A 14,064-nucleotide genomic window follows, 5' to 3' on the forward strand; every position below is an offset into this window, starting at 1 on the left:
TCCTTGGCCATTTTAACTGGTAAATTTCTTCAATTCAAATCCTCAAAATCATGAAATACTTTTTCTTAACACTATTCCTACTTTCCTATTATCTCAGCCCGGTTTTTGGGCAACAGCTGTCCCAAACGGTAAGAGGAACTTTAACCGACGCAGACAGCCAGATGCCGCTTATCGGCGCAACGGTATTTGTATTGGGGTCCAATCCTGCGATTGCTACTTTTACCGATGTGGATGGTAAATTCAGACTGAGCAACATTCCAATCGGGCGCATTACGCTGCAATTGTCTTATCTGGGTTACGAACGGAAAGCCATTCCTGATGTGGTCGTAAATTCGGGCAAGGAAGCCGTTTTGACTCTGAGTTTGCAGGAATCGGCAATAAAGCTGACGGAAGTATTGGTAACAGCCAACCAGGTGAAGGGCCAGGTGCAAAATGATATGGCGCTGGTAAGTGCCCGCTCCATTTCACCGGAAGAAACCAGCCGCTATGCCGGAGGATTCAACGATCCATCCGCAATTGTATCAAATTTCGCAGGTGTTGCCAATAATCCAAATGGTAACAATGATATTATCGTCAGGGGCAACTCTCCAAAATATGTCCAGTGGCGGTTGGAAGGTACGCAGATCACTAATCCAAACCATTTTGCAGATCAGGGAGCGATCGGCGGAGGGTTAAGCACATTGAATAACAATATTCTGGCTACCTCCGACTTTTACACCGGTGCATTTTCAGCTGAATACGGGGATGTTTTGTCGGGTGTTTACGATGTTAAACTGAGGGCCGGAAATAACGAAAAGCTTGAATCTGTTGTGGGTGTAGGTATCCTGGGTACCGAAGCTACTGTTGAAGGACCATTCAAAAAAGGCTATGGAGGCTCTTTCCTGGTCAATTATAGGTATTCTACAATTTCCTTATTAACTGACCTGGGTTTAACGAAAGTAAAAGGCAACCCCAATTTTCAAGATGCAGCTTTTAAGATTGTGCTGCCAACTAAAAAAGCGGGCTCTTTTTCTCTTTTTGGATTGGGAGGAGCCAGCAACGCATTTTTAAAAGAGGTAAAACCCGAAGTTGCGGAAACGCCCGGCGACCGCTCAATGCTACCAGGAATCCGGGAAGATCTTGAAAAAGGATCGTTCCTCTTGAACCTGGGCATGAACCATACGCTTCCGCTTGGCCCAAATAACTATCTGCATACCTCTATTTCTCATTCCCGGGAAGGCATAAAAGATCAGGTTTTCGAGTCCAATATACTGAAACAATATGATGCTACAGGGGAAATTCACCAAGATTCTGTGCTAAGTACGGCGGTCAATTACAAAAGCCATTTGTTTAAATCCACCTACCGCGGTGCTTTCACTTACCACCATAAACTGGACGCCCGAAACAAAATCCAGATTGGCACCCAATACGCCCTGGTCGATTATAATTATCGTCAAAGTCAGTTAAATGCAGATTTTACCAGCCGGGTAGACTTACTGGATTTTCGGAAAATGATGGGTACCATCCGGAATTATGTCAGCTGGAAACACCGCTTCAATGAAGCGATTACGCTCGTGACCGGATTGCAAAACATGAACGTGCTGTATAATAAGAAGAGTACCATTGAACCTAGGATTTCTCTGAACTGGCAGGTCAACGCCACCAATTCATTTCAGGCTGGATATGGCAAACACAGCACGATGGAAAGCGCCCACAATTATTTTGCAAAAGTGACAGCCGCAGACGGAACGGTAAGCGAGCCAAATCATAATCTGGGATTGCTGAAAGCCCATCATTTTGTGCTCGGTTATCAAAAGCGGTTTTCGCAAAATCTGACTGCCAGGGTGGAAACCTACTATCAGAACCTCTACAATTTGCCTGTCGAGAACAAATTGAACAGCACTTTTGCCACGATCAATGAAGGTCCGGATTTCAACTATGTCGCATTGGTAAACAAAGGGACCGGCAAGAACTTCGGGGTGGAGCTGACTTTGGAAAGGTTTTCCAAGAACAACTTTTATTATCTGATAAATACGTCGCTATATAGTTCCACCTTCAAGACATTGGAAGGAAAACAACGTAATACGCCGTACAATGGGCATTATTTGGTGAATATATTATTCGGAAAAGAATTTGTAAAACTGGGCCGGAACAAAAATCAAACGCTGGGATTGAATTCAAAATTATTCCTGAGCGGTGCCAAAAACATCATTCCACTTTTACGAGATGAAAATGGAAAGCTGGCAGTTGACCCGGCCAGAAATCAATTCTGGGATACTTCAAAGGCATACGAAACCTCTCTGGGGGCGCTCTCCAAACTGGTCCTTTCGGTCAATTACAAATGGGACAAGGCCAGGGCTACGCACGAGCTATTCCTGAACCTTGACAATGTCTCGAACGCCCAGGGAAAAATTACTGAATACTATGATCCTAGCAAGCCGGGGTCGATTGGTCATACAACACAACGAGGCCTGGTACCCAATCTGATGTACCGTTTATACTTCTAATCTCACCCATATCTAAAACACAAAACTTATGAAACCTCTAACAAATACAGTCAAAAATCTGATTTTAAGCACATTGATCTCGTTGTCTATATCTGGCAGAACCTTTTCACAAACCACACGTTTTACCCTGTTGATAAACAATGTAAATGCAAATTTTAATTATGGAAAGTCAAACAGTACGCTGCACCCGTACAAAAAGAATTTTAAAGGATTGCAGCTAGGAGCGTCCTTTCAGGCGGGCATCACACCACATTTCTCCGTTTTAACAGAGCTTTATTTTGTAACAAAAGGCGGCTCGCTAAAAGAAAACAATCCGGTCACCTTCGATAAAACCAAACTTCGATTGAACACGCTGGAATTGCCAACACTTGCCCGAGTTCATTTCGGAAGGATATACATCAATTCCGGACCTTATGTTGCATACAATTTATCCGGTCGTTTAAAAATCGATGGCTCCCCAAACTCATCGGAAAAGGCAAAGTCAATTTCATTCCAAAACACTCCTGATGGGTTTAGGCGTTGGGACTTCGGTGTGCAGGCGGGAGCAGGCTATATTTTCCCTTTCAAAAAAGCGAGTATCGTTCTGGATGTACGGTATGGTCATGGACTAACCAATATATCACGCGGCATTGAACGCTATAACCGGGTTTTGAATATCAGTGTTCTTGTCTCCAAACCATGGAAAAAAAATCCGTTTAGTAAGCAAGGTTAATTTTGGTGAGGCCAATTATTATAACCATACAAACAGATTTTAAAAGTAAAATGGAAAAGAAAAATATATAACTGAAACTATTCAGCAACTCATTTGCAAAAATAATTTTAGGGGTTACTGAATGCTTGGGGGGGGCGTTATAATCGGACAGGAAACCGCTGGAAAATTACTCGCTTTAAGCATGATAAGTTAATCATGCCTTACAGGAAAAAATAGTTGCCTGCGGGAAAACAAGACCAGACCCAAAAGCAAATATTTCACCACAATCAAAAAAATGGCTCAATAGGATTTATTTGAAATTTTTTCTAAACAAATCAGGAGAATGCCCTGTATGCTTTTTAAAGAACCGGATGAAATAGGAAATATCATCGTAACCTAAATGCCAGGCAATATCCTTGATTTGGTTGGGTGTGGCCAGCAAATATCTTTTCGCTTCTAAAATAATTTGCTCATTAATTAAATCCCCTGTCGTCTTGCCAACCGACGCCTTGGTGATTGCATTCAGTTGATAGATGGACAGGTTTAACAATTTAGCATATTGCGAAACTTTTTTGGTCTCAGTAATATTTGCTTCCAATAAAACCAGTAGTTCCTCATAACATTCCTGTGTGTACGTCGATACCACCGATGAGACTTGCAAGGCGTTTTGGCTCTGCCTTACAAACTCAATAAAGAAAAGATCCATATTTGCTTTTATCGCCTGGGAATACCCTTCCTGCATTAAATTGTATTCGGTGAAACTGTTTGAAATATAAATAAGCAGTTTTTTAAAACGGTTTTCTTCCACTTCGCAATAGTTATTGGCGATTGCTTTCTTCCACCGCTGTTCTCCTATTGTGTTTTTTGGCTGGTAAAAGGAAATATCAAATTCAATAAGATAACCCGTAGAATCTGCTGTCAATTTGAGTTGATGAACTTGACCGGGTCGAAGAATAAACATTGCATTATCGTGAATTTCGTAATGCACAAAATCAATTTCATGAACACCCTGACCCTTTTCAATTGCCAGAATAAAGTAAAAGTTATGTTTGTGAAGATCGTGCACCAAATCATTTCCCATTAGGACTTCACTTATTTTTCTGATGCTAAACAAACCTGCATTGCTTTCCTGTCCGTGGGTGCCGGTAATATGCCTGATCGGAATGACCTTCATTGTTTTCTTTGACATAGCTACTCCTTTCTATCCCTACAAAGCTTGCAATTTAGGATTAAAGCTAAGAAAATTACAGCAACATGTGTTTCAAATATATTTTAAGATAATCCTACACAACTCAATTTTTGTCCTATCCTTCAATCTCTTTCAGAAACTACTTTTGTAACATACAAATCAATCACAAAGTAAAGCATGACAACGAAAATAAAACTAATCGCGTCGTTAAAAATCTGGGTGGTGATCTATCCATCAATCACCCTTTTTCTCTATTTTCTGGGTGAGCCGCTATCCGTTTTGCCACTATATCAAAGAACCTTAATATTAACGATTTCATTGGTACCCTGGATCACATTTGTTGGATTGCCTTTGGTGAATCGTCTAGTCGATTTGACTACGTATAGAGATGAAAACAAAAAAGTATAACCTTCTAGAATATGAAAATCAAAAGTTTTGATGTAATAATTATTGGCGGAAGTTACTCAGGGCTTGCAGCGGGCTTAGCATTGGGTAGAGCACTTAAACATGTTTTAATTATTGACAGCGGAGATCCCTGTAATAAACAAACACCCTATTCGCATAACTTTCTTACAAACGATGGGAAGAAGCCAACAGAAATTATAATTATTGGAAAACGGGAATTACAAATGTATAATACCGTAACACTTCTGAACGGACTGGCTACCAAAGGAATAAAAACTGAATATGGTTTTGAAATCTGCCTGGAATCGGGCGAAACCTTTAATGCTAAGAAGTTAATTTTTGCCACGGGTATTAAAGATACGATGGCTGATATAGACGGATTTTCTGCCTGTTGGGGAATATCTGTCCTTCATTGTCCTTATTGTCATGGATACGAGGTGAGAAACGAAAAGACTGGAATTCTAAGTAACGGACAAGCGGCTTTTGATTTATCAGGACTCATATCAAATTGGACTAATAATTTGACTTTGTTTACAAACGGGCCTGCGATGTTAACCGTCGGACAGCTTCAGCAGCTTGACAAAAGGCAAATAAATATAGTCGAAAAGCAGATTCAAAATTTGGTTCATATAGATGGGAATCTTCAACATATCATTTTCAAAGACGGCACAAAGTATTCCTTAAAAGCCATTTACTCGCCGGCCCCCTTTACACAACATTGCCAGATTCCTGAATCTTTGGGATGTAAATTAACTGACGAAGGATACCTCGAGATCGATTCTTTTCAGCATACAACAATTGAAGGAGTCTTTGCTTGCGGCGATAATTCAATGCGTACCCGGACCGTCTCAAACGCAGTGGCAATGGGAACAGCAACCGGCATTATAGTTAGTAAGAAAATGATCCTGGACGAATTCAATCTTTAACATCACACCCGATAAACTCTATCACTGCAATGACCATCGAAATCATTGGAATAACCGTATCCTTGATTCGGCGTCTATTGCAGACTGTGAACAAACTAATGTTTGAATATCGACTGATTGTCAATCAAGGTAATGTAAATGCTCAAAACAGAAGACATAAACGCTGGACTACGAAAGCAATAAAAGTTAAACTTATCAAATCAAATTTATGAAAATTATTATCGTTGGTGCCACAGGTACTATGGGAAGGCACTTAGTAACCGCATTTGAAAAAGAACACGAAATAGTCAGAGTTGCAGCAAGCGGAGGAGATATCCGGACCGACATCACCTCGTTAGAATCAATTGAAAACCTGTTTGAACAAACTGGATTTTTTGATGCGCTTATATCGACCGCAGGACCGTCATACGTTGGTCCGTGGAAAAAAATGGCGGATAGGGAATTTAGAAAAGGTATTGAAGGAAAACTGATGGGTCAGGTCAACCTGGTACTTGTTGGACAGCACTATATTAAACCAAAAGGCTCATTTACCCTAATTGCCGGAGCGCTAACAAATGATCCGCAATTAAATTTCGCAAATGCCTCTGCTGCCAACGGTGCAATTGAAGCATTTGTAAGGGCTGCAGCTATTGAGCTGGAAAATGGGATCCGCATAAATGCAGTCAGTCCTAGTGTTATAGAAGATTCTCCACAATATTTTCCGTATTTCCCTGGAGAAGTCCCTGTAACTATGAAACAGCTGGAATATGCTTTTCGAAAAAGCATATTTGGTGCCAACACAGGGCAGGTAATTAGGCCTTATTAGATACTTTTCTATCAAATAAATAAGTTAATCATTATCACATAACAATAGTTAACTTATTGGCAATGAAGTCAATACACGCTTTACCATTTTAGACAACAGCTGGCAGAAAAATTGTATATATGAAATCTACTTCCAAATTGCAAAGAACCAATATCATAACTCTATTGTAATTTCAATCAAGGTTCCGAGGAAATTTTCAGTGCGTGATTCGATATTTATCTAGGAATATTTATGTACAACCAATAAGTTTATAACTTCTTTATTTATCAAAACAATTCTGTGAAATATTTTTTCTTTTTGACTGCCTTCTTCTTCATTTCTTTTTGTGTTCATGCGCAGGAAAACAGCCCTTTTACCACTGGATTCGAGGAGACTATTTCTTCGGGGATCCTAGGGCAAAACCGTAAAATCTGGATACATATTCCTAACAGCAATGGAGGAAATAAAATTAAAGACCGGGGACATTATCCCGTGATTTATGTGCTGGATGGGAATAGTAATTTCAACACCGTTGTAAGTATTACAGAGCACATGAGTGAATCAAGTCTTTGTCCCCCAATGATTGTAGTTGGAATTCTGCACGCCAACAGACTGAGTGAATTAACCATTGGTACGGATAAAGAATTGCCCGGCGTAGTTGGCAATGGTGAGAAATTCATGTCCTTTGTTGAGAAAGAACTTATTCCCTATATCGATAAGACTTATCCTACAACGACTTATAAGACATTCATCGGTCATTCCATCGGAGGCCTGACGGTTATGAATACTTTTCTGCATAATCCGAAGTTATTCAATTCTTATGTTTCGCTTGACGGGTCACTATGGTGGGATAATCAAAAAATTGTAAAAGAGGCAAAGGCTATTTTACCCACTCAAAATTATAAAGGAAAAGCATTATTTATGGCCATGGCCAATCGGTTGGAAAGAGGGGTTGATACATCGAGTGTCCTAAAAGACACCACTGGATCTACTGAACTGATTCGCAGTAATTTAGCGTTCATTTCAGAACTTTCTAAAAATAAAAAGAGCCAGATACATTTCAAATCCAAATTTTATGAAAATGACAATCATCCTTCCGTAAGATTGGCAGGAGAATACGATGCGCTTCGGTTTATTTTTGATTTCTACAAGCTTAAAATTTATGATAGCGAATTACAAAACCCTGATTTTAAGCTAGATTCATTATTGGTCACACATTACAAGAATGTTTCTGAAAAGATGGGGTATGTTAATATGCCTGATGAAAGCCTGGTAAATAATCTTGGATACCAGATGATGGGTAACAGTCAATTTAAAAAGGCTGAAAATATGTTCAAACTCAATATTGTCAACAATCCTGGCAGCGGTAATTGTTATGATTCACTTGGAGATTTGTACCTTAAAACCGGCGATAAAATCAAAGCGATAGCGAGCTTCAAAAAAGCTCTAACGCTGAAAGAAATTCCGGAAACCAAAGAGAAACTGGCGAATTTGTTAAACGAAAAGAAAAAATGACGACTGATCAAAACACTCCTTGCAATTAAAAAAAGATTTCACTTTTTGACCATCCCATTCCTGTCTCAAATGAGTTAGTAAAATCAGATCCCGGATGTTTCAAATTACATTTAAACCTGATTATTCCCAGATTTATTGTACTGTATCATGTATTGTGCTCACAGAAAGGCACATTTTGGATAATCTCAGGTATTATGTTTTAATCCTGTATTTATGTGCCCATTGTAACAAAATAATTTAGAAAACGGATCGTATCTATATGTATCTTGCCTAAAAAGTTCAGAGGATTTAGAGATCTGTTAGCCTGGATCTTTTAAATAAACTAAAACTTCACTGATTCCTATTAAGTAAACTAATAATCAACTACTTAACCGTACCCATCTCTTCCGGTTTACTGGCAGCAGCGAAAAGCGTTAAACTTGCAAGTGCTTCATTACTCATAAGTGATACCACGCCGCCCGATTTTATAAGATCGTTATTTTCTAAGAATATTAGGAAACACGCCACAGCTATTCGCTTATCCCCGTCAACAAATGAATGGTTCTTAATAATCAGATAGAGTAATGTAATTGTTAGGATTTCGTTCATTGAAAACTTTTCGGAAAATAAATTATAAGGCATTAACCTTTCAGTACTATCACTTTGCAGTACCTTCACAGATGTTAAAAGTCAGGGAAGCACCTGGCCAAAATTCCGCGAAAGTGAGCAAGTTGTTTTTGGAATAGTAACCCATTTATCGGCGTGTCCATACCAATACCCATGCAAGAAAAACTCAGACAACATATCGAAAAGGTAGTACCCCTCACCGAAGATGAGTTTGTATTTGTGTTTAGCCATTTTACAACCAAAAAATTCAAGAAACACCAATTCCTTATTCAGGAGGGTGATGCGGTAAAGTATCATTACTTCATAGTTTCCGGACTATTAAAGCTTGTATATACTGATGACACCGGAAAGCAGCACATTGTTTCTTTTGCTATGGAAGACTGGTGGGAAAGTGATTTTTATGCTTATTACACACAGACCAAAGCAACGATGTCTTTGGAATGTATTGAAGACACAGAAGTACTATGCCTCTCGCTCGACGATTATCAAAATTTATGTAACAGCGTCCAAAAAATGGAGCGTTTTTTCCTCCAAAAAGCAAATTTTGGCTTTCTGGCAGCACAGAAACGAATCATATCTTCGCTGACTTCGAATTCAAAGGAGCGTTATGAACAGCTTCTTAAACAATATCCTGCACTTATTCAGCGCGTCCCCAAAAGCCTCCTGGCTGCCTATCTGGGTGTTTCGCGAGAAACATTAAGCCGGTTATCTTCATAATGTGACATACCTCACTTCATACTTGTGAGATTTGTCAACGCCTGACCCCAAGCCTTATTGAGACCTTTGCAGTGCAAATTTTAAAACGCTGCCAGCATTGGCAAAACCTCAATAACATGGAAAAAAGAATCACAAATCCCTGGAAGTGGCAGGATGCACGCAGTTATGTGCAGGCCGTAGAAGTGAAAAATGTCGAAAGTACGCTCTATGTTTCCGGACAGACCGCCATCAATGCGGATGGAATATCCAGTAATGAAGATATGAAATCTCAACTAATTCTGGCTCTGCAAAATCTTGAAAAAGTTATCAGTGAAGCCGGATTTGAATGCAAAGGCATCGTCCGGCTTAATATCTACACTACGTCAACCGCAGAACTCTGGCCTCACTTTTCAGTTTTTCAGGATTGGATCGCGAAGCATGATATCCAGCAGGCGACTACTTTATTGGAAGTAACCAGCCTTTTTGAAACATTAAAAGTTGAGTTGGAGGCTACTGTTGTGAAATAATTCAATCACAAATTGTTGATAATGAGTTTGTGTCATCTACTATTTGGGGGACACAAACTCATTAATTTATTTTTGACAATTTTTCATTTTTTCAATCCACCATACTATTGTAATGACAGACACTAATGTTGTGGCATCATTTTGATAAATGAATAGGTCTGCAACAACTGAAAAAATGAATTTAGAAGAAATTAAAAACAATCTGCTTTTAAAAGGAATTACGGACCGCAGTGTTCCAAATCCGGGCGGGTCCTACATCGCGGTGAATGTGAGAGGGAATATTGCCTATGTAGCCATTCAATTTCCGATCGATCAAGGAATATTACATTACGCCGGGAAACTGGGAAAAGAAGTTACGACAATTGAAGGTTACCAGGCAGCAAGAATCGCAGCAATGAATATTCTGGGACAAATCGAAAAACACCTGGGTTTTGAAAAAATTGAAGGATTAAACCATCTGGATATTTATTACGCCGCCGATGGCGAATGGAATGATTCTCCTACCATAGCAGATGGCGCTTCGGATCTATTTCTGGAAGTTTTGGGTGATAAAGGGAAGCATACGAGAGCATTGTTTGGGATTGAGAGGCTGCCGGGGTTTGCTTGTGTTGGGGTGACGGGGGCGTTTACGGTTTTTAGATAATTTGAATTATTGCAACCTTTCAAATTAGTTTTTTTTAAAAAACCCGTGATAAAACCATTTTAAAATTATTCAAGCTACTTAAATGGTAGACGCGAAATGTGGATATTGGGGTTGTAACCTTCATTTTCCAAATGATAGTGAAAAGCTGCTGACCATTCCTCAACTCTTTCTACTTTCGGGCCTAAAGTAAGTTGCGTTATAAGTGGATTGATTGGTGCAAGCTCAACATAAACCCGAGGTGGTGTGAATTTCAAGTCAACTTTTTTTTCAAAACCAATACCTTTAACAACAAGTCTCACTTCATTTTCAAAAATATATTCCTCAGTTTTGAAAAGATAAGCGACATCGTTTAATAACTCCTTCATTTCCAAAACATCCTTCTCACTATTCCCATCTCTCTCTAAAAATCCTTTCACAACTTCTACTAACATACCAATAAGACTATTCAAATTTCTAACACGTTCCAAATCTAAGCCAGGAACCAAAAATTCAACTTTATTATGAATTTTATATGCAACTCTATAAAAATTAAAATCCTCACTTAAATTTTCTGAAACCATGGATATTTCAGATTTAGAGTTTTTCGGTAAATTGTTTTCTGTGTGTATGGTCGAAGCTTTGGGCCTTAATAAATTTTCAGTTATAGCTAATAGCATTTCTTTTCGATTCATAGTTATGGCACAACCTCTTGCTTCTTCCTTGTTGTCTTTTCCATACATACGCCAAAGTGTAAGATCATTTTCTTTAATCTTTGCAACGTAACTTCCTATGAACGGTTTTTGAACAAATGGTTTTGATATTGTATCCATCTCTGAACGTTCAACAGCAGTCAACTCATGATTTGCATATAAAAAAGAAGGAAAAAGTTTAAACAGTTCTGTTCCTTCTGAAGGATCGTTTAAAAAAGCACCTTCGGATAATCGAATTGGATTATTAGCTTCTAAAATTAGTTTTTGGGTAACTTCAAGACTTGTGTAATGAGTAAGACATTCATCCTCGAACAATAATATATGCCTTATATCCGTTAGCAAGTTACTAACTTCATTGTAACCATTATCTTTTAAGCGTTTAATCGCTTCTTCAAGTCTTGCTTTGGTGCGAATGGTAAGGTAATTTTGCTCATCATCTTGATTACGACTTAGATATTCTGCAAAATAATCTCTTGCTTTTGAATATTCTCCGAGTTCAAAATAGGCTTCTCCAATACTTGTGTGAATGTAAATGCTTGGTGGATAATCTTCTAAATATTTAAAATAGAATTCTAACGCCTGCATAAATCGATCTTGTTCGTAGTATAAATCTCCCAAATGTGCAAATGTAATAAATGAAAAATTATTAAGACTTAATGCCGTATGATAACATTTTTCAGCATTTATAAAATCATCTAAGCGTTTGTAGGCGTCGCCTAGACCTTCATGAAGTGCTGCTAAATTATTGTCTATTCTTAATCCATTTTCACCACATTGAATAGCCTTTTCGAGTAAATTTAGTTCATAAAAGGCTCGCCCTTTACAATTCCATAATACCGCACTATCGAGTTGCATTAACAATTCATCGGGAAGTAATTCTAAACTTTCCTTAAACTTGTTTTCACTCTCTAATTCACCAAATTCAATTATCAGATCTTCTTCGGACTTCATTGCGTATTAGTAATTTTAAATATGTGTTGAATGTAAAATACTTTACTTATTTACTTCTACCAAAAATTTTGACTAGAATAATCTAGTTTTATGTCTAGAATTGAAGAGATTTCGTCAAGAAATATAAGTCTATTAAGCCTTATTAAAAAACCCACTGAGAAGCAGATCTCGCTTAGATAAAATTCGAAGATAAAACAGTTACATATGGCATATAATTAATTATATAAATCTACTAGTGATGCGTTAACTTTTTAAAAACACTTATAACACGTTGTAAATAAATTAATTAAGAACGTTTTTTGATTTTTTGATTTGATTTGACCTGTAGCTTTGTGGCTTTACACGAGGCTATGAATTCAGGGAAGTATGTTTTTTCTCAGCTTTTGCATTTTATTGACCGTTATGAGTTTCAAAAATGCGTAGTAAAATACAATGGCGATTTTCGGACACGAGAATTCAATTGTTGGAACCAGTTTATTCAACTACTCTTCGGTCAACTAATCTCTCGTAATTCCTTGCGTGATATTTGCGTGTGCCTGAAAGCGCATAAAAACAAACTTTATCACCTTGGAATCAGAGGACATGTTAACCAGTCCACGCTTTCACGTGCGAATGAGAGCAGAGACTGGAAAATTTATGCCGACTTTGGACAGTACCTTATAGACTTGGTCAGACCCTTGTATGCAACAAATCCAGTTCCTAATGTCAATGTTCGCAATGAGGTGTTTGCACTGGATTCAACAACTATTTCCCTAAGCCTGAAGCTATTCAGCTGGGCGCCAGGAAAGTATTCACGTGGAGCAATAAAAATACATACCCTTTTGGATCTGAGAGGGAATATCCCATCCTTTATCCATGTTACCGATGGCAAATACCATGATAGCAATATACTTGACGAGCTGTTAGTATCACCAGGAGCGATCTATATCATGGATAAAGCATACATCGATTTCGCCGCATTATACAACATGAATGAGTCTGGAGCCTTTTTTATCTCAAGAGCAAAAACCACAATGAATTATAAAGTCATCGAAAGCAATTTTAACATTGATCCCGCATCAGGGCTCAGAAGTGACAAAATCATCATACTCAACGGATATAAGTCTAGCAAGCTTTATCCCGAACCGTTAAGGCTTGTGGAATACTATGATGAAGAAAAAGATATTCTTCTTTCTTTCTTGTCAAACAATGATATGCTTTCTGCGCTTGAAATAGCAAAACTGTACCAAAAAAGGTGGCAAATAGAGATTTTTTTCAAATGGGTAAATCGGACCGCCGACGCGGCAGAACCTGACCATCAAAACGCTTTGGGGGCATTCGGAAAATGCAGTCAATATTCATGTATGGGTTGCCATAAGCACTTATTTAATAGTAGCCTATCTCAAACACACTTTAAAAAGCAATCTCTCCATATATGAGATCATGCAAATTCTAAGCATATCTGCTTTCGACAAAACTCCTTTAAAAGAGCTCCTTACTGAATGTCAAATCAATCAAAATGTCAATGAACAATGGGACTTATTTAATTAGCAAAACTTAACGCATCAGTACTAATATAAATCAATAAAACATATATCAACATTTCAAAGTCCCCCACAAAAAATAAACTATTAACCACAAAAAAAGAAGCCCACTTTTCAGTGGGCTTCTCAAATAACTTGACTCGTTTGTATTGTGATTGAAAACTATTACTCTCACACGGTTTTGTGACCCATAGGGGAATCGAACCCCTGTTTCAACCGTGAAAGGGTCGTGTCCTAACCGCTAGACGAATGGGCCGACTGGTCTCCTACTTCGTATGCGAATCGCACTTTTCTTTCGTTTTACAACTCCGTTTCCGTTATCGTGGTGCAAATATGCACGGTTGATTTTTAATATCCAAACCGTTTAGAAAAATAAATGAAAGATATTTTTTACCGATTTGATTTACAGATACTTAAAATGAAAAATTTTTTT

General features: G+C 38.3%; 13 protein-coding genes and 1 tRNA gene. 10 read left to right on the forward strand and 4 right to left on the reverse strand.

All coding sequences use genetic code 11. From position 1 onward, the window contains the following. Nucleotides 1-50: 50 nt before the first annotated feature. Both FZF08_RS09225 and FZF08_RS09230 read left to right on the forward strand, forming a co-directional pair. Nucleotides 51-2,486, forward strand: a complete 2,436-nt coding sequence (locus FZF08_RS09225; RefSeq protein WP_159468338.1) for a TonB-dependent receptor — start codon at nt 51-53, stop codon at nt 2,484-2,486. Nucleotides 2,487-2,514: 28 nt separating this feature from the next. Beyond that, nucleotides 2,515-3,198, forward strand: a complete 684-nt coding sequence (locus FZF08_RS09230; protein WP_229216471.1) for a porin family protein — start codon at nt 2,515-2,517, stop codon at nt 3,196-3,198. A gap of 289 nt (nt 3,199-3,487) precedes the next feature. Here FZF08_RS09230 and FZF08_RS09235 read toward each other — a convergent pair whose 3' ends face one another. Beyond that, on the reverse strand, nt 3,488-4,366 hold the full coding sequence (locus FZF08_RS09235; protein WP_200837055.1) for a helix-turn-helix transcriptional regulator: 879 nt from the start codon (nt 4,364-4,366) through the stop codon (nt 3,488-3,490). A gap of 177 nt (nt 4,367-4,543) precedes the next feature. On the opposite strand from FZF08_RS09235, the gene FZF08_RS09240 reads away from it, so the two are divergent. From FZF08_RS09240 to FZF08_RS09255, 4 genes are all read left to right on the forward strand, one after another. Continuing rightward, entirely contained in the window at nt 4,544-4,774 is a 231-nt protein-coding gene (locus FZF08_RS09240; RefSeq protein WP_159468339.1) for a hypothetical protein, read from the forward strand. Nucleotides 4,775-4,785: 11 nt separating this feature from the next. Next, complete coding sequence (locus FZF08_RS09245; RefSeq protein ID WP_159468340.1) at nt 4,786-5,697, forward strand: NAD(P)/FAD-dependent oxidoreductase; 912 nt, start codon at nt 4,786-4,788, stop codon at nt 5,695-5,697. A 208-nt stretch (nt 5,698-5,905) separates the two neighbouring features. Then, nucleotides 5,906-6,502 carry a short chain dehydrogenase gene (locus FZF08_RS09250; RefSeq protein WP_159468341.1) on the forward strand — a complete coding sequence of 199 codons (597 nt, stop codon included), beginning with the start codon at nt 5,906-5,908 and terminating at the stop codon, nt 6,500-6,502. Nucleotides 6,503-6,781: 279 nt separating this feature from the next. Further along, nucleotides 6,782-7,996: an alpha/beta hydrolase-fold protein gene (locus tag FZF08_RS09255; protein WP_159468342.1), complete on the forward strand. Its 1,215-nt coding sequence runs from the start codon at nt 6,782-6,784 to the stop codon at nt 7,994-7,996. Nucleotides 7,997-8,359: 363 nt separating this feature from the next. On the opposite strand, the gene FZF08_RS09260 is transcribed toward FZF08_RS09255, so the two are convergent. Beyond that, nucleotides 8,360-8,584 (reverse strand): Fic family protein, encoded by a 225-nt coding sequence (locus FZF08_RS09260; protein ID WP_159468343.1) that lies wholly within the window; start codon nt 8,582-8,584, stop codon nt 8,360-8,362. A 171-nt stretch (nt 8,585-8,755) separates the two neighbouring features. Between FZF08_RS09260 and FZF08_RS09265 the strand changes: the two genes are divergently transcribed. The 3 genes from FZF08_RS09265 (at nt 8,756) to FZF08_RS09275 (ending at nt 10,468) form a co-directional block, all read left to right on the forward strand. Then, a complete protein-coding gene (locus tag FZF08_RS09265) occupies nt 8,756-9,319 on the forward strand; it encodes a Crp/Fnr family transcriptional regulator (RefSeq protein ID WP_159468344.1) in 564 nt (187 codons plus the stop codon). 116 nt (nt 9,320-9,435) lie between these two features. Further along, a complete protein-coding gene (locus tag FZF08_RS09270) occupies nt 9,436-9,825 on the forward strand; it encodes a RidA family protein (protein WP_159468345.1) in 390 nt (129 codons plus the stop codon). Between the two features lie 175 nt (nt 9,826-10,000). Further along, a complete protein-coding gene (locus FZF08_RS09275; protein ID WP_159468346.1) occupies nt 10,001-10,468 on the forward strand; it encodes a RidA family protein in 468 nt (155 codons plus the stop codon). A 74-nt stretch (nt 10,469-10,542) separates the two neighbouring features. Here the strand turns inward: FZF08_RS09275 and FZF08_RS09280 are convergent, their stop codons facing one another. After that, nucleotides 10,543-12,108, reverse strand: a complete 1,566-nt coding sequence (locus FZF08_RS09280; protein ID WP_159468347.1) for a tetratricopeptide repeat protein — start codon at nt 12,106-12,108, stop codon at nt 10,543-10,545. Between the two features lie 350 nt (nt 12,109-12,458). Here FZF08_RS09280 and FZF08_RS09285 point away from each other — a divergent pair, with 350 nt between their 5' ends. Beyond that, a complete protein-coding gene (locus FZF08_RS09285; RefSeq protein ID WP_200837056.1) occupies nt 12,459-13,526 on the forward strand; it encodes an IS4 family transposase in 1,068 nt (355 codons plus the stop codon). Between the two features lie 289 nt (nt 13,527-13,815). Here FZF08_RS09285 and FZF08_RS09290 read toward each other — a convergent pair. Next, nucleotides 13,816-13,887: transfer RNA gene (locus FZF08_RS09290), tRNA-Glu, on the reverse strand. Nucleotides 13,888-14,064: the final 177 nt, after the last annotated feature.

It is taken from the genome of Dyadobacter sp. 3J3 (assembly GCF_009801115.1).
Taxonomy (GTDB): domain Bacteria; phylum Bacteroidota; class Bacteroidia; order Cytophagales; family Spirosomataceae; genus Dyadobacter.

Excerpts from the sequence above, each read along its gene's own strand:
- FZF08_RS09235 (WP_200837055.1), bottom strand. The coding sequence starts at position 4,366 with ATGTCAAAGAAAACAATGAAGGTCATTCCGATCAGGCATATTACCGGC.
- FZF08_RS09275 (WP_159468346.1), top strand. The coding sequence starts at position 10,001 with ATGAATTTAGAAGAAATTAAAAACAATCTGCTTTTAAAAGGAATTACG.
- FZF08_RS09260 (WP_159468343.1), bottom strand. The coding sequence starts at position 8,584 with ATGAACGAAATCCTAACAATTACATTACTCTATCTGATTATTAAGAAC.
- FZF08_RS09230 (WP_229216471.1), top strand. The coding sequence starts at position 2,515 with ATGAAACCTCTAACAAATACAGTCAAAAATCTGATTTTAAGCACATTG.
- FZF08_RS09245 (WP_159468340.1), top strand. The coding sequence starts at position 4,786 with ATGAAAATCAAAAGTTTTGATGTAATAATTATTGGCGGAAGTTACTCA.
- FZF08_RS09270 (WP_159468345.1), top strand. The coding sequence starts at position 9,436 with ATGGAAAAAAGAATCACAAATCCCTGGAAGTGGCAGGATGCACGCAGT.
- FZF08_RS09240 (WP_159468339.1), top strand. The coding sequence starts at position 4,544 with ATGACAACGAAAATAAAACTAATCGCGTCGTTAAAAATCTGGGTGGTG.
- FZF08_RS09265 (WP_159468344.1), top strand. The coding sequence starts at position 8,756 with ATGCAAGAAAAACTCAGACAACATATCGAAAAGGTAGTACCCCTCACC.
- FZF08_RS09285 (WP_200837056.1), top strand. The coding sequence starts at position 12,459 with ATGAATTCAGGGAAGTATGTTTTTTCTCAGCTTTTGCATTTTATTGAC.
- FZF08_RS09225 (WP_159468338.1), top strand. The coding sequence starts at position 51 with ATGAAATACTTTTTCTTAACACTATTCCTACTTTCCTATTATCTCAGC.
- FZF08_RS09250 (WP_159468341.1), top strand. The coding sequence starts at position 5,906 with ATGAAAATTATTATCGTTGGTGCCACAGGTACTATGGGAAGGCACTTA.
- FZF08_RS09280 (WP_159468347.1), bottom strand. The coding sequence starts at position 12,108 with ATGAAGTCCGAAGAAGATCTGATAATTGAATTTGGTGAATTAGAGAGT.